The sequence below is a fragment of the Alcanivorax sp. genome, from assembly GCF_017794965.1.
In the GTDB taxonomy this organism is placed as follows: Bacteria; Pseudomonadota; Gammaproteobacteria; order Pseudomonadales; family Alcanivoracaceae; genus Alcanivorax.
Genome location: NZ_CP051240.1, coordinates 2,762,443 through 2,783,333, shown reverse-complemented (window position 1 = coordinate 2,783,333; position 20,891 = coordinate 2,762,443). Strand labels below are relative to the sequence as shown.

Below are 20,891 nucleotides of genomic sequence, written 5' to 3'. Positions count from 1 at the left end.
AGCGGCCTTTTGGGTTAGGGCGTTGATATCTGCGCTATTTGCACAACTCCAGGGCCTGGCGGGCATCTTCAATCATTTTATCCTTCTCTTCTTGCCCAAGGACTTCCAGTTCGCCGGTGTCCGGGTTCTCTTGCCGCACGATCGGTTTGTTCTGAAGGGTTTCCAGGTTCTTGCGGTGCTGTTCGCAACGTTCCTGGGCGACTGCATCGGGCTCGGTCTCAAGGCGTTGCTCTTCTTCGGCTTGTTGGGTGGCCGCCTTGCGGGCTTTCTGGTTGGCGTTGCGTCTGGCTTCCAGTGCATCCAGTGCCTCTCCCTGATCGGAGCTGGCGTTGGCGCGGGTATTCACCACGCTGGCGTCCCTGTCATTTGGCGCCTGGCTGCCATAATGGGTAACCCCGTTTTCATCCACCCATTTGTAGAACTTGTCGGCCGTGCCGGTGGAGGCGAGGGCAAGCAAGGCAATACTCAGTAGCAGGCTGATTCGGCTCATGGTGTCAGTCTTCTTATTCATTAAGGTCCATAGTCAGACTTTAGCATGACTCGATAACGGGTTTTTCTGCAAGCCAAAGCCGACAAAGGGCTTTGATTGGCTGCACATTTCTGACAAAATTGACGCTTTCCGGAGATCGGGACCCGCATTCGCTTACCGGCGTGTGTGTGGCCGGGACCCGGGGCATCGTTACCGCGATGTCCGGTCAGCAGTATCACTGCACTCTCGTCCCGCTGTGGGAGCCTCCGGAGGTTTCTGTTTTCTGAGCGGGATCAGTTCGTCTGCATTCCTCCCTGATTCAGTACCTCCAGATTGCCTCTCTGCCTGCGTCCTTGTCGGCCACCTCCGACAGGACTTCAGAATGCCCAACTATGGCGTTCTCTCTGCAGGTCTCCAGCAAAAGCAAAGCCGTCCCGCTGCTGCGCCAGGCGTAGTGGGCTCATGCATTCTGATTTTGAGGTAGCAACCGTGGAAATGTTATCCGGCGCGGAAATGGTGGTCCGTGCGTTGCAAGACGAGGGGGTGGAGTACATCTTCGGGTATCCCGGAGGGTCCGTACTGCACATCTACGATGCGCTGTTCCAGCAGGAAAGCGTCAACCATATTCTGGTGCGTCACGAGCAGGCAGCGACCCACGCGGCCGACGGCTACGCCCGTGCCACCGGCAAGCCGGGTGTGGTCATGGTGACCTCGGGCCCGGGTGCCACCAATGCCATTACCGGTCTGGCTACCGCCTTCATGGACTCCATCCCCATGGTGGTGCTGTCCGGCCAGGTGCGTTCCGACTGGATTGGCGATGACGCCTTCCAGGAAACCGACATGATCGGCGTGTCCCGCCCGGTGGTGAAGCACAGCTTCATGGTCCGTGACGCCAAGGACATCCCCGAGATCATGAAGAAGGCGTTCTACATTGCCACCACTGGCCGTCCCGGCCCGGTTCTGGTCGATATTCCCAAGGATCAGACCGCGCCGAACGTGAAGAACCCCTACGAATACCCGAAGAAAGTGAAGATGCGCTCCTATGCGCCGGTCAGCCGTGGCCATTCCGGCCAGATCCGCAAGGCGGTGGAAGAGCTGATGAAAGCCAAGCGCCCGGTGATCTATGCCGGCGGTGGTGTGGTGCAGGGCGAGGGCAGCGAGTTGCTGACCAAGTTGGCTCATCGCCTCAACTTCCCGGTAACCAACACTCTCATGGGGCTGGGTGGTTTCCCTGGCACCGACCCGCAGAACGTGGGCATGCTGGGCATGCATGGCACCTATGAAGCCAACATGACCATGCACAACTCCGATGTGATTCTGGCTGTCGGCGCCCGTCTCGATGACCGCGTGACCAACAACGTGAAGAAGTTCTGCCCGGGCGCCAAAATCATCCACATCGATATCGATCCGGCCACCATCTCCAAGAATGTGATGGCGCATATCCCTATTGTGGGCCCGGTTGATCAGGTGCTGGAAGAAATGCTGGCGGCGCTGGATGAGCACGGTGGCGAGCCGGACCAGAAGGCGCTGGAGCGCTGGTGGGAGGAAATCGCTGGCTGGCGCAAGATCCATGGCATGCGCTTCGAGACCAATGAAGACGGCCCCATGAAGCCTCAGCAAGTGGTGCAAGCCCTGTACAAGGCCACCAAGGGTGATGCCTATGTGACCTCCGATGTGGGCCAGCACCAGATGTTCGCCGCCCAGTACTACCAGTACGACAAGCCCCGCCGCTGGATCAATTCCGGTGGTCTCGGCACCATGGGCTTCGGCCTGCCGGCGGCCATGGGCGTGCAGTTTGCGTTCCCGGACGCCACCGTGGCCTGTGTCACCGGTGAAGGCTCCATCCAGATGAACATTCAGGAGCTGTCTACCTGTCTGCAGTACGGTTTGCCGGTGAAGATTATCAACATCAACAACCAGGCCCTGGGCATGGTACGTCAGTGGCAGGACATGCAGTACGGTGGCCGCCACAGCCAGTCCTACATGGAATCCCTGCCTGACTTTGTGGCTCTGGCCGAGGCCTATGGTCACGTGGGCATGAAGGTCACCAAATTCGAGGACCTGGAAGGGGCCATGAACGAGGCCTTCGCCCTGAAGGATCGTCTGGTATTCATGGATATCTATGTGGATCCCACCGAGCACGTGTACCCGATGCAGATTGCAGACGGTTCCATGCGCGACATGTGGCTGAGCAAGACGGAGCGGACCTGATGCGTCGAATTATTTCTATTCTCATGGAAAACGAGCCGGGCGCACTGAGTCGGGTCATTGGTCTGTTCTCCCAGCGGGGTTACAACATCGATTCCCTGTCGGTGGCCCCCACCGAGGACACCACCCTGTCCCGTCTGACCCTGACCACCTACGGGGATGACCTGAAGATCGAGCAGATCACCAAGCATCTCAACAAGCTGATCGAGGTGGTGAAGCTGGTGGATCTTACCGAGGGGGCGCACATCGAGCGTGAGCTGATGCTCATCAAGGTGAAGGCCACCGGTGCCCAGCGTGCCGAGGTGAAGCGCAGTGTGGACATCTTCCGCGGCCAGATCGTGGATGTGACCAGCACGGTCTACACCATCCAGCTCACCGGTGCTTCCGACAAGCTGGACGCCTTCATCAGTGCCATCGGCGAAGCCCAGGTGCTGGAAGTGGTGCGTTCCGGTGTCTCCGGCATTTCCCGCGGCGAGAAGGTGTTGAGCTTGTAAGTACGCTTGACGCCTGACGCTGGATGCCAGACGAAAATGCCGCTCCCCGGAGCGGCATTTTTCTTTTCGGCGTCAGGCATCGGGCGTCCGGCGTCAGGCGTCCCTCACTTGCGACCAGAATGCATTGATCAGCGGTTCTTCCAGTCTGCGCTCCTGGGTGAATAGTCCCACCTCATAAGCCGCCAGTGCCGGTTGCACATCCAGCGGTCGAATTCGGGCCGCCAGTGGACTGTTGTCCAGCACGATCTTCGGCACCACGCCTACGCCGAAACCCAGGCTGACCATGCTGACGATGGCCTCGTTACCGCTGACCTGAGCATAGATATGGGGTTTGACGCCCAGCTGGCGGAACCAGCGGTCGGTGCGTTCCCGGGCCAGGCCTTCTTCGGAGAGAATCATGGGGATGTCTTCCCAGTCCGTTTTGTCTGCGCGACCGCCAAGCCGCTCGGCCAGCTGCGGCTGACTGGCGGGGGCAATGAAAAGCAGCGGGGAGCGGGCGATGGGGCGAAAGGCGATACTGGCGGACAGATGATCCGGCCTCGCCCCGATGGCGATGTCTTCCTCACCTTGCTGAATTCGGTGTACCGCCTGGGCCGGGTCGCCAGTGTGCAACTTCAGTTCGATGCGAGGGTACTGATGCCGGAAGCTGCTGAGAATGTCATAGAGAAAGCTGTAGCTGGCGGTCACTGAGCAGTACAGACTCAGTTCCCCCTGCAGGACCCGGCGGTCTTCCTGCAGGGCATGGCGCAGGTTGTCCCAGCGGGTCAGGGTGTCGCGGGCATATTCCTGAAAGCGCTGGCCTTCCCGAGTGAGGGTGACGCTGCGGTTGTCCCGGTAAAAGAGCGGGGCGCCCAGTTCGTCTTCCAGTTGTTGTACTGTGCGGCTCAGGGTGGAGGGGCTCACATGGCACATGGTACTGGCGCGGCCGAAGTGCAGGGTGTCCGCCAGGGTCAGGAAAAGGCGCAGTGGCTTGGTATCCATGCAGTGATTTCGCCATTATTGAATGTTGCGTTAATTGGAATGCAATGTTTCAAATATATCATTTTACGCAACGCGGCGAATAGCCTAGAGTGGCTGGCCTGATCGAGGCGCCGCTTGGCGGCTCGCCACCGAATTTCCGTTACCAGAACGAGTCAGAGCTATGAGCATGCAAGTGTATTACGACAAGGATTGCGATCTTTCCATCATCCAGGGCAAGAAGGTTGCCATCATCGGTTACGGCTCCCAGGGCCACGCCCACGCCTGCAACCTGAATGATTCCGGCGTTGATGTGACCGTGGGCCTGCGCCCGGGTTCTTCTTCCATCGCCAAGGCCGAAGCCCATGGCCTGAAGGTTAGCGATGTGCCTTCCGCTGTTGCCGCTGCTGACGTGGTGATGATCCTGACTCCCGATGAGTTCCAGTCCCAGCTGTACCGTGAAGAAATCGAACCGAACCTGAAGGAAGGTGCTACTCTGGCCTTTGCTCACGGCTTCGCTATCCACTACAACCAGATCGTTCCGCGGAGCGACCTGGACGTGATCATGATCGCTCCGAAAGCACCGGGTCACACCGTGCGCACCGAGTTCACCAAGGGTGGTGGCATTCCAGATCTGATCGCGGTCTTCCAGGACGCGTCCGGCAACGCCAAGAGCGTGGCCCTGTCCTACGCTTCCGGTGTGGGCGGCGGCCGTACCGGTATCATCGAAACCACCTTCAAGGACGAGACCGAAACCGATCTGTTCGGTGAGCAGGCGGTTCTGTGTGGTGGCGCGGTAGAGCTGGTGAAAGCTGGCTTTGAAACCCTGACCGAAGCCGGTTATGCCCCGGAAATGGCCTACTTCGAGTGTCTCCACGAACTGAAGCTGATTGTCGACCTGATGTACGAAGGTGGCATCGCCAACATGAACTACTCCATCTCCAACAACGCGGAGTACGGTGAGTATGTGACTGGCCCGGAAGTGATCAACGATGAATCCCGCGCCGCCATGCGCAATGCCCTCAAGCGTATCCAGAGCGGTGAGTACGCCAAGCAGTTCATCTCCGAAGGTGCCCTGAACTACCCGTCCATGACCGCAGCCCGTCGTAACAACGCGGCGCACCCCATCGAGCAGGTAGGTGAAAAACTGCGTGGCATGATGCCGTGGATTCAGGCAAACCAGATCGTCGACAAGAGCAAAAACTAAGCTTTCGTGACGATCCGGGAGTTACTCAGTGGCTCCCCAGAAAAACGCGGCTTCGGCCGCGTTTTTTGTTTACGGGGGGTGCGTTACACTAGCCCCACTATCAACGGGATGGACCACCATGCAGGATAACGACAAGACAACAACCTCAGAGCAGCCCGAGACGTTTGAAGTGGTTGAAGCGGAGCATCGCACTGGCGCCCGTCACAAGGGGGTCTATCTGCTGCCGAATCTGTTCACCACCGGCGCCCTTTTCGCCGGTTTCTACGCCATCGTCTCTGCCATGAATGGCATGTTCGAAAACGCCGCACTGGGCATCATCGTCGCGGGTATTCTGGATGGCATGGATGGTGGCGTTGCCCGCCTGACCAACACCCAGAGCAAGTTCGGGGCAGAGTATGACTCGCTTTCAGACTGTGTGGCGTTCGGCGTAGCTCCGGGTCTGGTCGCCTACTCCTGGGCGCTTTCAGGGCTCGGCAAGTTCGGCTGGGTCGCCGCCTTCATCTATGTGGCGTGTGCGGCGTTGCGCCTGGCGCGCTTTAACGTGCAGGCAGAGTCCACCGACAAGCGCTTCTTCATTGGCCTGCCGAGCCCCACCGGCGCGGGTCTGGTGGCCACCATGGTCTGGTTGGGTGCCAGCAGGGGTATTGAAGGGGCAGACGTGTCCTGGGTGGTCGCCTTGATGGTCGCCGGTGCGGGGCTGCTGATGGTGTCTTCAGTGAAGTACCACTCGTTCAAGGAGTTTCATATTGGTCGGGTGCCCTTCAAGGTCCTCCTCGGCGTGATCATCGCGTTTGCCATTGTGTTTCTGGATCCGCCGCTGGTGCTCTTGAGTGTGGCGGTGATCTACGTATTGGTCGGCCTTGCCATGAGCGTCTGGGGGCTTCGAAAAGCGGCTTCCTGATGGTTATTGGTGATGCCGGTGGCTCTCCCTGTTGTCAGTGCGGTCACCTTAACCGCTGATTCACTGCCCGGGTATCTGTAACAGCGGCTCATGGGGGGCATCGAAGAGGGGTATCTTCACGAAGATGCCCCTTTTTTGTTTTAGGCTGTAAAGAAAGAGTCTCTGAATAACGCCTTGCATCCTTGGCCTTTCCGGCAGGTGCGCCCCCCTCGGCAATGTTAAGAGGGGCGCGTTGGTGATTCAGGGGCTCCCTGAGAGATAACCGGGAGCTGTAATGATTATTCGCCATAAAGACCCTGCTGCCCCCAAGAGTCATGAAATTACTCCCGAGTCGGTGTACCTGAAGCGCAGGGAGTTGATGATGCTCGGCGGGCTGGCTGGGTTGTTCAGCGCGATGCCCGCCTGGGCCAGAGAGGTGAAAGCGGTGGACGAGGACGCCTCGCGCCCCCGTTGGCTCAAGGAGCAGGTGGCGCGTGCTGTGGACGGTGCTCCCGATACGGACGAAGCGCTGACCCCTTACAGCGACGTTACCCAATACAACAACTTTTATGAGTTTGGCACCGGAAAGACCGACCCGGCTGAAAATGCCCATACCCTGAAAACGGATCCCTGGACGGTGACGGTGGCCGGGGAAGTGGAAAAACCGGGGGAGTATGCCCTGGAGGACCTGCTGAAGGGGCTTGCCCTGGAGGAGCGGATCTATCGTCTGCGTTGTGTAGAGGCCTGGTCCATGGTGATACCCTGGGTGGGTGTGCCGCTGGCAAGTCTGCTGAAAAGACTGCAGCCCACCAGCAAGGCAAAATACGTGGCGTTTACCAGTCTGGCTGATCCTGATCAGATGTCGGGAGTGCGCTCTCCTTTCAGTGGCATCGATTGGCCCTACCGGGAAGGGTTGCGCCTGGATGAAGCCATGCACCCCTTGACCCTGATGGCGGTGGGGCTCTACGGACGAACCCTGCCCAACCAGAATGGCGCACCTTTCCGGCTGGTGGTGCCCTGGAAATACGGTTTCAAGTCCATCAAATCCATTGTCCGGATCGAGTTGACCGACACCATGCCGGAAACGACCTGGAACATGCTGGCCCCTGAGGAGTACGGGTTCTACGCCAATGTGAATCCGGCGGTGGATCATCCTCGCTGGTCCCAGAGCAGGGAGCGGCGCCTGCCCAATTCCTTCTTTGATCCCAACTGGGTGCCCACGCGGCCCTTCAATGGCTATGAAGAAGTGGCTTCCCTCTACAAGGGCATGGACCTGAGCATGTTTTACTGATGAAAAGCCGTCAATGGACCTGGGTCGGTTGGCCACTGGGTGCTGTCCCTCTGGTTTGGGTGACATATCTGGCAGTCAGCGGCCAATTGGGGCCGGACCCGGCCGAGACCCTGGTGGAACTGCTCGGCTGGTGGTCGCTGGTGTGTTTGCTGGTGTGCCTGGCAATGCGCCCGACAGCACGGTTGCTGAAGGTGCCTGGTCTGGTGATCTGGCGAAGAACCTTTGGTCTGTGGGCGTTTGCCTATGTTTCGCTCCACTTTTTGGCCTGGGCTACGCTTTTGCTGGGTTGGGATCCGTCTTTTCTGGGCGAGGAGCTCACCCGACGGCCCTATATCATTGTGGGGATGGGCGCCTGGCTGGCGCTGTGGCCGCTGGCGCTGACCAGTACCCGCAAGGCTCGTCGCAGACTGGGGCGAAACTGGGCGAAATTGCACCGTCTGGTTTTTCTGGCGGTGTTGCTGGCGCTGGTGCATCAGAGCTGGGTGCAAAAATCCGGATATGGTGAAACCCTGGTGTTTGTCGGTGTCACCGCCATCCTGCTCTTGTACCGGCTGCTGCATGGGCGCAACATGGTCAGGAAGTAGACGAAACCGGCCGCTTTTGGCGCTTTTTTGCACTTGATGGTCAAGAGGTGACCGTTTGATGAAAAAGATGCAGAAAAGGTGTTGACGGGACCCGGGAAATCTCTAGAATGCGCACTCCTCGACGGGGCAACAACGCGAAGCGCGGCGCCGGACGAGACGCTCTTTAACAATCAGGCAAGCAAACGTGTGGGACCTGTTCGGGATGGGATCTTTAAAAGATTTCAGTTCTGAACGAGTCAACAAAGTTTTTGTTAATTCAGATGACGAACTGAGCATGCATTAAGTGCTCCTCTCTATGAGAGGCCACTTTAAACGCTTTTCTTAACTGAAGAGTTTGATCATGGCTCAGATTGAACGCTGGCGGCAGGCCTAACACATGCAAGTCGAGCGGAAACGATGGGTGCTTGCACCCAGGCGTCGAGCGGCGGACGGGTGAGTAACGCGTGAGAATCTGCCCATTTGTGGGGGATAACTCGGGGAAACTCGAGCTAATACCGCATAATCCCTACGGGGGAAAGCAGGGGACCTTCGGGCCTTGTGCAGATGGATGAGCTCGCGTCGGATTAGCTAGTTGGTGGGGTAAAGGCCTACCAAGGCGACGATCCGTAGCTGGTCTGAGAGGATGATCAGCCACACCGGGACTGAGACACGGCCCGGACTCCTACGGGAGGCAGCAGTGGGGAATCTTGGACAATGGGGGCAACCCTGATCCAGCCATGCCGCGTGTGTGAAGAAGGCCCTAGGGTTGTAAAGCACTTTCAGCAGGGAGGAAGGCTTACTGTTAATACCGGTGAGTACTTGACGTTACCTGCAGAAGAAGCACCGGCTAATTTCGTGCCAGCAGCCGCGGTAATACGAAAGGTGCGAGCGTTAATCGGAATTACTGGGCGTAAAGCGCGCGTAGGCGGTTTGTTAAGTCAGATGTGAAAGCCCCGGGCTCAACCTGGGAACTGCATTTGAAACTGGCAGGCTAGAGTGCAGTAGAGGGAGGTGGAATTTCCGGTGTAGCGGTGAAATGCGTAGAGATCGGAAGGAACACCAGTGGCGAAGGCGGCCTCCTGGACTGACACTGACGCTGAGGTGCGAAAGCGTGGGGAGCAAACAGGATTAGATACCCTGGTAGTCCACGCCGTAAACGATGTCTACTAGTCGTTGGGGATCTTAGTATTCTTGGTGACGAAGTTAACGCGATAAGTAGACCGCCTGGGGAGTACGGCCGCAAGGTTAAAACTCAAATGAATTGACGGGGGCCCGCACAAGCGGTGGAGCATGTGGTTTAATTCGATGCAACGCGAAGAACCTTACCAGGCCTTGACATCCTGCGAACTTTCTAGAGATAGATTGGTGCCTTCGGGAACGCAGTGACAGGTGCTGCATGGCTGTCGTCAGCTCGTGTCGTGAGATGTTGGGTTAAGTCCCGTAACGAGCGCAACCCTTGTCCTTAGTTGCCAGCACTTCGGGTGGGAACTCTAGGGAGACTGCCGGTGACAAACCGGAGGAAGGTGGGGACGACGTCAAGTCATCATGGCCCTTACGGCCTGGGCTACACACGTGCTACAATGGGCGGTACAGAGGGCAGCGAAGTCGCGAGGCCAAGCAAATCCCTTAAAACCGTTCGTAGTCCGGATTGGAGTCTGCAACTCGACTCCATGAAGTCGGAATCGCTAGTAATCGTGGATCAGAATGCCACGGTGAATACGTTCCCGGGCCTTGTACACACCGCCCGTCACACCATGGGAGTGGATTGCACCAGAAGTAGTTAGTCTAACCTTCGGGAGGACGATTACCACGGTGTGGTTCATGACTGGGGTGAAGTCGTAACAAGGTAGCCGTAGGGGAACCTGCGGCTGGATCACCTCCTTAACGACAAAGATCTCCGTCCTGTTCAGGGCCCACACGTTTGCTTGTCTGTTGGTTAAAGTTGCCGGCAAGAAGCCGGAAACAAGTGATTCCCCTTCCTTGTGAAGAGAGTCGGATTATTTGTTTCCGGTTTTTTAATCGGTCTCATATTTGATGATATGAGAAGCTCTTTAACAATTTGGGAAATGAGAAGTCCAAGTATTCATTGAGAATGCAAGCGTTAGAGACTTTCTGACACTTGTGTCTTTATGGTGAATCGTTATCACGATGAAAAAGCCTGGACGGGATTGGAGTTGTTGGTCGAGAGGTCAACGATGAAGAGACTGTTTTGGGTTATATAGTCAAGTGATTAAGCGTACACGGTGGATGCCTTGGCAGCCAGAGGCGATGAAGGACGTTGTAGCCTGCGATAAGCTTCGGGGAGTCGGCAAACAGACTTTGATCCGGAGATTTCCGAATGGGGAAACCCACCTGTCATAAGGCAGGTATCACATACTGAATCCATAGGTATGTGAAGCGAACGAGGGGAACTGAAACATCTAAGTACCCTTAGGAACAGAAATCAATTGAGATTCCGTCAGTAGCGGCGAGCGAACGCGGATTAGCCCTTAAGCTTGTGAATGATTAGGAGAACGGTCTGGGAAGGCCGGCCATAGTGGGTGATAGCCCCGTATCCGAAAATCTGATCAAGTGAAATCGAGTAGGTCGGAGCACGTGAAACTTTGACTGAATGTGGGGGGACCATCCTCCAAGGCTAAATACTCCTGGCTGACCGATAGTGAACCAGTACCGTGAGGGAAAGGCGAAAAGAACCCCGGAGAGGGGAGTGAAATAGAACCTGAAACCGTGTACGTACAAGCAGTCGGAGCCCTCTTGTAGGGTGACGGCGTACCTTTTGTATAATGGGTCAGCGACTTAATTTCAGTAGCGAGGTTAACCGTTTAGGGGAGCCGTAGGGAAACCGAGTCTTAATAGGGCGTTGAGTTGCTGGGATTAGACCCGAAACCGGGCGATCTATCCATGGGCAGGTTGAAGATGCGGTAACACGCATTGGAGGACCGAACCGACTACCGTTGAAAAGTTAGCGGATGACCTGTGGATCGGAGTGAAAGGCTAATCAAGCTCGGAGATAGCTGGTTCTCCCCGAAAGCTATTTAGGTAGCGCCTCGGACGAATACCACTGGGGGTAGAGCACTGTTTCGGCTAGGGGGTCATCCCGACTTACCAAACCGATGCAAACTCCGAATACCAGTGAGTACTATCCGGGAGACACACGGCGGGTGCTAACGTCCGTCGTGGAGAGGGAAACAACCCAGACCGCCAGCTAAGGTCCCCAAATTCCAGTTAAGTGGGAAACGATGTGGGAAGGCTCAGACAGCTAGGAGGTTGGCTTAGAAGCAGCCACCCTTTAAAGAAAGCGTAATAGCTCACTAGTCGAGTCGGCCTGCGCGGAAGATGTAACGGGGCTAAAACTGGATACCGAAGCTGCGGCAGTGACTTATGTCACTGGGTAGGGGAGCGTTGTGTAAGCCTGTGAAGGTGTGTTGAGAAGCATGCTGGAGGTATCACAAGTGCGAATGCTGACGTGAGTAACGATAATGGGAGTGAAAAACTTCCACGCCGAAAGACCAAGGTTTCCTGCGCAACGCTAATCGGCGCAGGGTGAGTCGGCCCCTAAGGCGAGGCAGAAATGCGTAGCTGATGGGAAACAGGTTAATATTCCTGTACTTCTTATAACTGCGATGGAGAGACGGAGAAGGCTATGCCTACCGGGCGTTGGTTGTCCCGGGGAAAGGCTGTAGGCTGAGAACTTAGGCAAATCCGGGTTCTTAAGGCTGAGAGTCGAGACCACTGGTCCTTTGTGACCGGGAAGTGGTTGATGCCATGCTTCCAGGAAAATCTTCTAAGCTTCAGGTTATAAGGAACCGTACCCCAAACCGACACAGGTGGTTGGGATGAGTATTCTAAGGCGCTTGAGAGAACTCGGGTGAAGGAACTAGGCAAAGTGGTACCGTAACTTCGGGAGAAGGTACGCCGCTGACGGTGATGGGATTTACTCCCTAAGCTATCGGCGGTCGCAGTGAAAAGGCCCCTGCAACTGTTTATTAAAAACACAGCACTCTGCAAACGCGTAAGCGGACGTATAGGGTGTGACGCCTGCCCGGTGCCGGAAGGTTAATTGATGGGGTTAGCTTCGGCGAAGCTCTTGATCGAAGCCCCGGTAAACGGCGGCCGTAACTATAACGGTCCTAAGGTAGCGAAATTCCTTGTCGGGTAAGTTCCGACCTGCACGAATGGCGTAATGATGGGGGCGCTGTCTCCACCCGAGACTCAGTGAAATCGAAATCGCAGTGAAGATGCTGTGTACCCGCGGCTAGACGGAAAGACCCCGTGAACCTTTACTACAGCTTCACAGTGGACTTTGAGCCTGCTTGTGTAGGATAGCTGGGAGACTTTGAAGCAGTGACGCCAGTCATTGTGGAGTCGTCCTTGAAATACCAGCCTGGCATGTTTGAGGTTCTAACCCAGGCCCGTTATCCGGGTCGGGGACATTGTGTGGTGGGTAGTTTGACTGGGGCGGTCTCCTCCCAAAGAGTAACGGAGGAGCACAAAGGTACCCTCAGCACGGTCGGACATCGTGCAACGAGCGTAAAGGTAGAAGGGTGCTTGACTGCGAGACCTACAAGTCGAGCAGGTGCGAAAGCAGGTCTTAGTGATCCGGTGGTTCTGTATGGAAGGGCCATCGCTCAACGGATAAAAGGTACTCCGGGGATAACAGGCTGATACCGCCCAAGAGTTCATATCGACGGCGGTGTTTGGCACCTCGATGTCGGCTCATCTCATCCTGGGGCTGAAGCCGGTCCCAAGGGTATGGCTGTTCGCCATTTAAAGAGGTACGCGAGCTGGGTTTAGAACGTCGTGAGACAGTTCGGTCCCTATCTGCCGTGGGCGTTGGAGATTTGAGAGGAGCTGCTCCTAGTACGAGAGGACCGGAGTGGACGAACCTCTGGTGTTCCGGTTGTCACGCCAGTGGCATTGCCGGGTAGCTAAGTTCGGACGGGATAACCGCTGAAAGCATCTAAGCGGGAAGCCTCCCTCAAGATGAGATCTCCCTGGGAACTTGATTCCCCTGAAGGGCCGTTGAAGACCACAACGTTGATAGGCGGGGTGTGGAAGCGTTGTAAGGCGTGAAGCTAACCCGTACTAATTGCCCGTGAGGCTTGACTATATAACACCAAAGCAGTCCCTTGGCTCCAGGCCACAGGACAGCGTAAAGACAGTGTGTCAGAAGTCAGCTTGCTACAGTGAATAGCAAACTTCTCGTTCCCAATTTGGCTTTGCCGGTCAGTCGAGTCGTCGACCGGTAAGGCAACTTATTTGGTCCTCCTGATCTCATCAGGAAAACCAAACCAGTTTGCCTGACGACAATAGAGTGTTGGAACCACCTGATCCCTTGCCGAACTCAGAAGTGAAACGACATATCGCCGATGGTAGTGTGGGGCTTCCCCATGTGAGAGTAGGTCATCGTCAGGCTCTTAAATATAAAAGAAGGCCCCTCAGCGCATTATGCTGAGGGGCCTTTTTTTATATTTGATTCGCTGCGCTCACCCTTCGGGCCAGCCTGAAAAGCGGCTGTTCGGCTTCGCAAGCGAAGCACGTGGATACGGTGAACTCCTCTCCCTACCTCGCGACGAAGTCGCCATGTGACACCCGATGCACCGCAGGTGCCAGGGTGAGGCGCCGCAGGCGTCCCGAAGGGATAGCGAGCTCGCTCGCTACCTAAGTAGGTCATCATCCCGCCAGACGCCCGACGCCCGACGCCCAAAGCCCAAAGCCCAAAGCCCAAAGCCCAACACCAACCCCGCCGTAGGAGCCTGCCTGCAGGCGATCTTCACCAAACCATCGCGTGCAGGCACGCTCCCACACTGCCGTGGGGGGCCATCCGGCACCTGGCGCTGCAACACGTGCTCAATGTCGAGCAGGCGCAGACCCAATCCAGCGCCTGCAGTTACGAGCGTCCTACGCATCCAGGAAACCCGAACATCGCACCATGCCCATGTGTGTCATCGGATCGCAACTCCCCGTTAACCAGAATTACTAGATTGCCGCTAATACTGGGTGGCAACTTCATTGCCCGGACCCAATGCCATGTGGATTGCCTTGTTGTGCGCTGCAGTCGTTATCGCCTTTCTTGTGTATCGCTATCACAAACTGATGTACCACTTTCGCCCGGTTAAGGCAGGGAAGCTGTATCGCAGCGGTACGCTGGGGCCTGTGGGGTTGTGGGTGGTCCATCGTGTGTTGGGGGTGAACACGATCATCAATTTGCGCCTGGAATCCGAGTACCCCAAGAAAGGGTGGTATGCCCGCCAGGCCGCTTTTTGTGAGCAACACCAGATTCGCCTGGTTAATATCCCGATGGCACAGGACACGCCGCCAACCGAGTCCCAGATCCAGCAGTTTGTGGACGAGCTGGATCGTGAGGGGAGTGTCTGTCTGATTCACTGCGAAATGGGGGTGATTCGCACTGGCATGATGGTGGTGGCGGTGGCAACGCGTCGATTTGGTGTTCGCGACCAGCAGGTCTGGGAGCACTTCCCGCTATATGGACACAAGCTGGACGCCCGCCGCCAGCGAGTGAGGGAATTCATCCTGCACTGTGCGGCGGGCGTATCGGGCAAGGTGTCAGCCTAATAGCGGACACTCGCTGGGAAGATAGAGCGCGAGCCTGCCGGGGAGAACCTTGATTTCAAAGCGGGTGTCCTTGATTGGCTCACCATCCAGATTGAAATGCATGGGGGAGGGGGTTTCGACGGTGAGCGTGCTCACCCGGTGACGAATGAAGAGCCCTTCATAGTCCGGATCCTGGCGCGCTTCGCTGTCAAAAAGCTCCCTGACCCCGGCGAGCAGGTCCATGTCTGCAGGCAGGATGGCCACATCGATCAAGCCATCGTTGATAACGGCGTCTGGGCACAGACGTTGTCCTCCCCCGGCCTGCTGGCCGTTGCCCAGACCCACGGCAAGAAACTCTCCCTGCCAGTGGAAGTCGTTATTGGTAAATGTACCTGACGCGGCCTTGATCTCGGTGAACTTGCTGAGCCCGGTGAGGAAATAGGCTGCGCCTCCCAGCATCTTCTTGAGGTCTTCGGAGGTTTCGGTGGTGACTTCCGTTCCAAACCCGCCGGTTGCCATATTGATGAAGTACTGATCGTTGATCCGAACGGCATCGCAGGGGATGGGGCCATGGTCCAGCAGCGCCAGGGCATCAGCTTCATCATCAGGGATCGCTGCGGCGGTGGCAAAGTCATTGGCGGTACCCAATGGCACGATCGCCAGGGCCAGATCGTCCTTTTCACTGGCAATCATGGCATTGGCGATGTCTCGTATGGAGCCATCCCCGCCGGCGGCGACGATGGTCTTGTAACCACTATCCAGGGCTTCTTTGACATATCGTTCAGCGTCACCCCCTTCCCAGGTGACCCGGACGGCCAGATCCTCGCCGGTGTCCCGTCGTGATTGTACGGCTTTGCGCAGGGCATCGTTGCTGGCTTGTTTGCCGTGCAGGATAAGAAATTTTCGGTCACTCATCGCATGTCCTCTGCAGGTATGAATGGCTAAATCCTAGCGGGCGATTGTTGCGATGTCCGCTGTTGGCGGCCGGACTTTACAACTGTTGATGCTCTTTATCGGGTTTGGCTATCAGTGCCATACAGGGATAGTTATAGAGAATGGCTAAATTGTATTTAATAATCATTATCAATCAATGGAGGCAGCCATGATCAAGACAATGAGTTTTGCCGCCGTACACTTTTCGGTGGCGTTTGCAGTGGTTTGGGTAATGACTGGAGACTGGCGCATCGGTGGATTGACGGCGCTGGTTGAGCCCTGTGTGAACACGGTGGCCTACCACTTCCATGAAAAGGTTTGGAAGCGGCGAAACAACGGCCAATCCTTGAACAAAACGGTCATGTCCGAGGATAAACTCAGTGTTTACTCCCTATAGGGCCTTCGTTAAGCTACCGACAAGTATACATTTTCAGGGGTGGATGTCAGGTGCAAAGTCGTAGCAGTGACATAGATGCAATTCGTCAGGTAGTGAATCAGGTACTGGAAGTACACGCGCGTGAAGAGGGAGGACAACGCTCCCAGGCTCGGGCTGAGATCCTGATTCACTCCATGCAGGTGTTTGCCCAGCGAGGTTTGGCGCGCACCACGGTGCAGCATCTTCTAGACGCCTCTGATGTGTCCCGGCGGACTTTTTACAAGTATTTCCGCAACAAGATGGATGTGCTGGAAAGCATCTACCGGATCTTCGTGGACAACATGCTGTTGCACTTCCACAAGGAAGTGAAACAGGCGGGTTCCGCCAACGACATTATTCGCAACACCACCAAGGTGTACTTTGAATATCACGTCAGCATGGGGCCGATCATCAAGCTGATGATGGAAGAGGCGCGCTCTTCAACTTCTGCGCTGGCGCCTCATCGCATGCGGGCACAGGGTATTGCTTCTGAGGTGCTCACTGCACAGATCAGCCGCTTCACCGGGAAGGATTACGATCCGCTGGTTTTCCGAACCATGTTGTGGATGCTGGAGAACTATTCCCTGTACATCTTTGATGACGGCGGTTTCTCCCAGGAGCGTCTGGAACAGTGCCAACGAGTGGCCATCGGTATTGCCGAGTCGCTGGTGCTGGGAGAGGTGACGCCCGGTATGCTCGAGCGTCAGCACGCCTCCTGATCAGGGTGATTCCGGCTTGATGAACTTCAGTGTCATGCGATCGCTTTCCCCGATCGCCTGATACGTCTCCCGGTCCTTGTCGCCCAGCCGCAAAGTGGGGGGCAGGGTCCATACCCCGGCTGGGTGGTTGGCCTGGTCTTTTGGATTGGCGTTGATTTCACTGCGCGCAACCAGGGTAAACCCCGCCTTCTCCGCGTGTTCAATCACATACCCTTCGCTCATGTAGCCGGTTTCGATCTGCCGATCCAGTGGGCGAGCTTCCGGTGCCCGGTGCTCGACAATGCCGAGTATCCCGCCGGGCTTGAGCGCATCATGGAAGCTGGCAAACATGGCTTCGGTCTTGCCCGCCTTGGCCCAGTTATGCACATTGCGGAAACTCAGTACCCGGTCGACGGTGCCCGCAGGCGCGATCACTGTGTGGGTGGGGGGATTGAGTGCGGTGACTCGAACACGATTGTAAATGCGGGGCGTTTCGGCCAACCGTGTCTTGAACAGGGTGACAGAGCGGCGGTAGAACGGGATGTCACTGTCTTCAGGGAAATGAGCGGCATAGTAAGTACCGTGCTGATGCAGCCAGGGTGCGAGGATAGACGTGTACCACCCCCCTCCTGGCCAGATTTCCACTACCGTCTGGTTGGGCTCAACTTCAAAGAATTCCAGGGTTTTAACAGGATGCCGGTACTCGTTGCGAGCGATCTCTTGCTGGCTGCGGTGCGGGCCGTCAACCAGCTCATGGAGGGAATCCGCATGAACCAGGCTGGCGGCGAGGAAGGCACTGAAAATAATCATAATGCGCATGAATCCATCCCAAGCTGCTATCTCAGGCCGCGAATCAACACCTTCATGTAGTCAGCGGCCTGGGTTTCCAGGCTGCCCTCACCGGTGAGGGCCCAGGTATAGGTGGTACCTACCACCAGATTTACCATTAACAGGATCGTATCGCGAGTGGGAAGGGCGACGAAATAGCCGTCTTTGCGCAGCTCATTGAAAAAGGCGTCGGCCACGGGCAGGTTCTGTTCCATCAGTGCAAGGTACTGACGTTGTATGTCTCCCATGAAATCACCGGCTTCCTGGATCAGGACACGGCTGAAATCCTGATTCTGTTCCAGATAGCGGGCTACCCTGCGACACAGATCTTCAAGACGCTGCAGAGGCGGTTCTACACTCATCAGCGCGGCGAGAATGATGTCGCGGATATCGTTGAGGTTTTCTTCAACGATGGTGAGTAGCAAGGCCTCCTTGGACGCAAAGAACTTGTAGATGGTGGCCTTGCCCACAGCGGCCTGCTCCGCAATGGTTTTTACCTCCGCGGTGCGAAAGCCTTCGCGGGCAAACACTTCCTGGGCGGCAACAAGAATGCGGGCGCGGCGTGGGTCGTCCATGACTCGAGGCTCCTGTGTCCTGCTTGCCTTATAGATACTTGATCTTTTCCAGTTGCTCTTCCAGCTTGGCTTGCTGGGAGCGGTAGTCATCCAGTTTGGCTTTTTCCTTGTCGACCACCGCCTGGGGAGCCTTGTCAGCGAAGTTCGGGTTTTTCAGCTTCCCTTCCGCTCGGCCTACTTCCTTGCGCAGCTTGTCGATTTCCTTGCTGAGACGTTCGATCTCGGCTTCCTTGTCGATCAGGCCAGCCATGGGCACGAGGATTTCCATGTCCCCCACCAAGGCGGTTGCCGAGGCGGGAGCGGAATCTTCCGGGCTCAGCCAGGTGATGGACTCCAGCTTGGCCAGTTTGCTGAGGAAGGTGCCATTGGCATCCAGCAAGGCCTTGTCACTGTCCTTGCCGTTATGCAGGTAGAGGGGCAGGGCTTTACCCAGAGGGATGCCCATCTCGCCGCGGATATTACGTACTGCGGTGATCACGCTCTTGATCCAGGCAATACCGGTTTCCGCTTCGCTGTCGATCAGCTCCTGCTGCGGAGCCGGGAAAGGCTGGAGCATGATAGTGTCGCCGTTCTTGCCTGCCAGCGGGGCGATTTTCTGCCAGATCTCTTCACTGATAAAGGGCATGAAGGGATGGGCCAGACGCAGGATGGCTTCCAATACCCGTACCAGAGTGCGACGGGTGCCGCGCTTCTGCGCTTCGGAATAGTCGTCGCTGTAAAGCACCGGCTTGGACAGTTCCAGATACCAGTCGCAGTACTCGTTCCAGATGAATTCGTATGCCGCGTGGCTGGCCACGTCAAAACGGAAGCTGTCGAGGGCTTCGCTGACTTCCTGTTCGGCGCGCTGCAGGGCAGAGGTGATCCAGCGGTCGGCGATGGACAGGTCCACCTCGCCCTCAAGTCCGCAGTCCTGGCCTTCGGTGTTCATCATTACATAGCGGGCGGCGTTCCAGATCTTGTTGCAGAAGTTCCGGTAGCCCTCGATGCGCCCCATGTCCCACTTGATGTCGCGGCCGGTGGAGGCCAGTGACAGGAAGGTGAAACGCAGGGCATCGGTGCCGTAGGCGTTGATGCCGTCGGGGAAGTCCTTGTGGGTGCGCTTGGTGATCTGCTTTTCTTTCTGTGGCTGCATCAGCCCCTTGGTACGCTTTTCCACCAGCTCGTCCAGGGTGATGCCGTCGATCATGTCCAGCGGATCGAGCACGTTGCCCTTGGATTTGGACATCTTCTGGCCGTCGTTGTCGCGTACCAGACCATGAACATAGACCTTCTTGAAGGGCACCTCGCCGGTGAACTTCAGGGTCATCATGATCATCCGGGCGACCCAGAAGAAAATGATATCGAAGCCGGTGACCAGCACATCGGTGGGGTGGAAGGTGCGAAGCATCTCCTCATCATCGGGCCAGCCCAGCGTGGAGAAGGTCCACAGGGCAGAGCTGAACCAGGTGTCGAGCACGTCGTCGTCCTGGCTCAGGGGAATGTCCCCGAGATTATTCTCGGCGCGCACTTCTTCTTCCGTGCGGCCTACATAGACATTGCCGTCGGCGTCGTACCAGGCCGGGATGCGGTGACCCCACCACAGCTGGCGGGAAATACACCAGTCCTGCAGGTCGCGCATCCAGGAGTAGTACATGTTTTCGTAGTTCTTGGGCACGAACTGGATGTCGCCATTTTCCACGGCGGCAATGGCCGGCTTGGCCAGCTCTTCCACGGCCACGAACCACTGGTCTGTCAGGTAGGGCTCGATGATGACGCCAGAACGGTCACCACGGGGTACCTGCAGGGTGTGGTCGGCCACTTTTTCCAGCAGGCCCAGGGCGTCCAGATCGTCGACCACCTTCTTGCGTGCATCCACACGATCCATGCCGCGATAGGCTTCCGGCACTTCGTCATTCAGTGCTGCATCAATGGTCAAGATGTTGATCATCGGCAGGTCGTGACGCTTGCCCACTTCATAGTCGTTGAAGTCATGGGCCGGGGTGATCTTCACACAGCCTGAGCCGAAGTCCGGGTCCACGTAATCGTCGGCAATGATGGGGATGTCGCGGTCGGCCAGGGGCAGGCGAATGGTCTTGCCGATCATGTCCTTGTAGCGCGGATCTTCCGGGTGCACGGCCACGGCGGTATCGCCGAGCATGGTTTCCGGGCGGGTGGTGGCGACGACCAGGTGGCCGGAGCCGTCAGAGAGCGGATAGCGGAAGTGCCACATGTGGCCCTGCTCTTCCACATTTTCCACTTCCAGGTCGGAAATGGCGGTGTGCAGTTTCGGGTCCCAGTTCACCAGGCGCTTGCCACGGTAAATCAGGCCTTCCTTGTGCAGGCGCACGAACACTTCGCGCACCGCATTGGACAGGCCTTCGTCCATGGTGAAACGTTCACGGGTCCAGTCCACGCTGGCGCCCATGCGGCGTAATTGGCGGGTAATGGTGCCGCCGGATTCGCCTTTCCATTCCCAGACCTTTTCCAGGAATTTTTCACGGCCCAGTTCATGGCGGTTGGTGCCTTCACCGGCCAGCTTGCGCTCCACCACCATCTGGGTGGCGATGCCGGCGTGATCAGTGCCCACCTGCCACAGGGTATTGCGGCCCTGCATACGGCGATAGCGCACCAGGGTGTCCATGATGGTGTCCTGGAAAGCATGGCCCATGTGCAGGCTGCCGGTCACATTGGGCGGCGGGATCATGATGCAGAAGGAATCACCCTGACCGGAAGGTTTGAAGTGTCCGGCTTTTTCCCAGCTTTCGTACCAGGATTGCTCAATGCGATCGGGTTGGTAAGTCTTGTCCATGATCAGCGCCTGTGCCTGAAGAGTTGCCTG

The 20,891-nt window shown here is 56.9% G+C and carries 15 protein-coding genes and 3 rRNA genes; 12 read left to right on the top strand and 6 right to left on the bottom strand.

Features of this window, described 5'->3' with window-relative positions; all coding sequences use genetic code 11:
* Nucleotides 1–34: 34 nt before the first annotated feature.
* Nucleotides 35–511, bottom strand: coding sequence for a DUF4124 domain-containing protein (locus HF945_RS12210; RefSeq protein WP_290522871.1), 477 nt, complete (start codon nt 509–511; stop codon nt 35–37).
* A gap of 447 nt (nt 512–958) precedes the next feature.
* Here HF945_RS12210 and HF945_RS12205 point away from each other — a divergent pair, with 447 nt between their 5' ends.
* Together HF945_RS12205 and ilvN are read left to right on the top strand one after the other, a co-directional pair.
* Nucleotides 959–2,680 carry an acetolactate synthase 3 large subunit gene (locus HF945_RS12205; RefSeq protein ID WP_290525416.1) on the top strand — a complete coding sequence of 574 codons (1,722 nt, stop codon included), beginning with the start codon at nt 959–961 and terminating at the stop codon, nt 2,678–2,680.
* Nucleotides 2,680–3,171 carry an acetolactate synthase small subunit gene (gene ilvN, locus HF945_RS12200; RefSeq protein ID WP_290522870.1) on the top strand — a complete coding sequence of 164 codons (492 nt, stop codon included), beginning with the start codon at nt 2,680–2,682 and terminating at the stop codon, nt 3,169–3,171. The genes HF945_RS12205 and ilvN overlap by 1 nt, the downstream gene beginning before the upstream one ends.
* 93 nt (nt 3,172–3,264) lie before the next feature.
* On the opposite strand, the gene ilvY is transcribed toward ilvN, so the two are convergent.
* Nucleotides 3,265–4,152 (bottom strand): HTH-type transcriptional activator IlvY, encoded by an 888-nt coding sequence (gene ilvY / locus HF945_RS12195; protein ID WP_290522869.1) that lies wholly within the window; start codon nt 4,150–4,152, stop codon nt 3,265–3,267.
* A gap of 166 nt (nt 4,153–4,318) precedes the next feature.
* On the opposite strand from ilvY, the gene ilvC reads away from it, so the two are divergent.
* From ilvC to HF945_RS12155, 8 genes are all read left to right on the top strand, one after another.
* Nucleotides 4,319–5,335, top strand: coding sequence for a ketol-acid reductoisomerase (gene ilvC, locus HF945_RS12190; protein WP_290525415.1), 1,017 nt, complete (start codon nt 4,319–4,321; stop codon nt 5,333–5,335).
* A 118-nt stretch (nt 5,336–5,453) separates the two neighbouring features.
* Nucleotides 5,454–6,236, top strand: coding sequence for a CDP-diacylglycerol--serine O-phosphatidyltransferase (gene pssA, locus HF945_RS12185; RefSeq protein WP_290522868.1), 783 nt, complete (start codon nt 5,454–5,456; stop codon nt 6,234–6,236).
* Between the two features lie 274 nt (nt 6,237–6,510).
* The gene (gene msrP, locus HF945_RS12180) at nt 6,511–7,506 is read left to right on the top strand and encodes a protein-methionine-sulfoxide reductase catalytic subunit MsrP (protein WP_290522867.1); all 996 of its coding nucleotides are present in this window, start codon (nt 6,511–6,513) and stop codon (nt 7,504–7,506) included.
* A complete protein-coding gene (locus HF945_RS12175; RefSeq protein ID WP_290522866.1) occupies nt 7,506–8,090 on the top strand; it encodes a protein-methionine-sulfoxide reductase heme-binding subunit MsrQ in 585 nt (194 codons plus the stop codon). Before msrP ends, HF945_RS12175 begins: the two co-directional genes overlap by 1 nt.
* A gap of 322 nt (nt 8,091–8,412) precedes the next feature.
* Nucleotides 8,413–9,953 (top strand): 16S ribosomal RNA (locus tag HF945_RS12170).
* Between the two features lie 336 nt (nt 9,954–10,289).
* Nucleotides 10,290–13,179: ribosomal RNA gene (locus HF945_RS12165) — 23S ribosomal RNA — on the top strand.
* A 189-nt stretch (nt 13,180–13,368) separates the two neighbouring features.
* A 5S ribosomal RNA gene (rrf, locus tag HF945_RS12160) occupies nt 13,369–13,484 on the top strand.
* The 16S, 23S and 5S rRNA genes sit together here, the layout of an rRNA operon.
* A gap of 615 nt (nt 13,485–14,099) precedes the next feature.
* Entirely contained in the window at nt 14,100–14,645 is a 546-nt protein-coding gene (locus HF945_RS12155) for a tyrosine-protein phosphatase (RefSeq protein WP_290522865.1), read from the top strand.
* Here HF945_RS12155 and yegS read toward each other — a convergent pair.
* Nucleotides 14,637–15,539, bottom strand: a complete 903-nt coding sequence (yegS, locus tag HF945_RS12150; RefSeq protein WP_290522864.1) for a lipid kinase YegS — start codon at nt 15,537–15,539, stop codon at nt 14,637–14,639. The two genes, HF945_RS12155 and yegS, sit on opposite strands and share 9 nt — an antisense overlap.
* A 187-nt stretch (nt 15,540–15,726) precedes the next feature.
* Here yegS and HF945_RS12145 point away from each other — a divergent pair, with 187 nt between their 5' ends.
* Together HF945_RS12145 and HF945_RS12140 are read left to right on the top strand one after the other, a co-directional pair.
* Nucleotides 15,727–15,954 (top strand): DUF2061 domain-containing protein, encoded by a 228-nt coding sequence (locus HF945_RS12145; protein ID WP_290522863.1) that lies wholly within the window; start codon nt 15,727–15,729, stop codon nt 15,952–15,954.
* Nucleotides 15,955–16,004: 50 nt separating this feature from the next.
* The gene (locus HF945_RS12140) at nt 16,005–16,691 is read left to right on the top strand and encodes a TetR/AcrR family transcriptional regulator (protein ID WP_290522862.1); all 687 of its coding nucleotides are present in this window, start codon (nt 16,005–16,007) and stop codon (nt 16,689–16,691) included.
* Here HF945_RS12140 and HF945_RS12135 read toward each other — a convergent pair whose 3' ends face one another.
* The 3 genes from HF945_RS12135 to HF945_RS12125 are packed head-to-tail and all read right to left on the bottom strand — an operon-like array spanning nt 16,692 to nt 20,861.
* On the bottom strand, nt 16,692–17,489 hold the full coding sequence (locus tag HF945_RS12135) for a methyltransferase (protein ID WP_290522861.1): 798 nt from the start codon (nt 17,487–17,489) through the stop codon (nt 16,692–16,694).
* Nucleotides 17,490–17,506: 17 nt separating this feature from the next.
* Nucleotides 17,507–18,073, bottom strand: coding sequence for a TetR/AcrR family transcriptional regulator (locus HF945_RS12130; protein ID WP_290522860.1), 567 nt, complete (start codon nt 18,071–18,073; stop codon nt 17,507–17,509).
* A gap of 28 nt (nt 18,074–18,101) precedes the next feature.
* A complete protein-coding gene (locus HF945_RS12125) occupies nt 18,102–20,861 on the bottom strand; it encodes a valine--tRNA ligase (RefSeq protein WP_290522859.1) in 2,760 nt (919 codons plus the stop codon).
* Between the last annotated feature and the right edge of the window lie 30 nt (nt 20,862–20,891).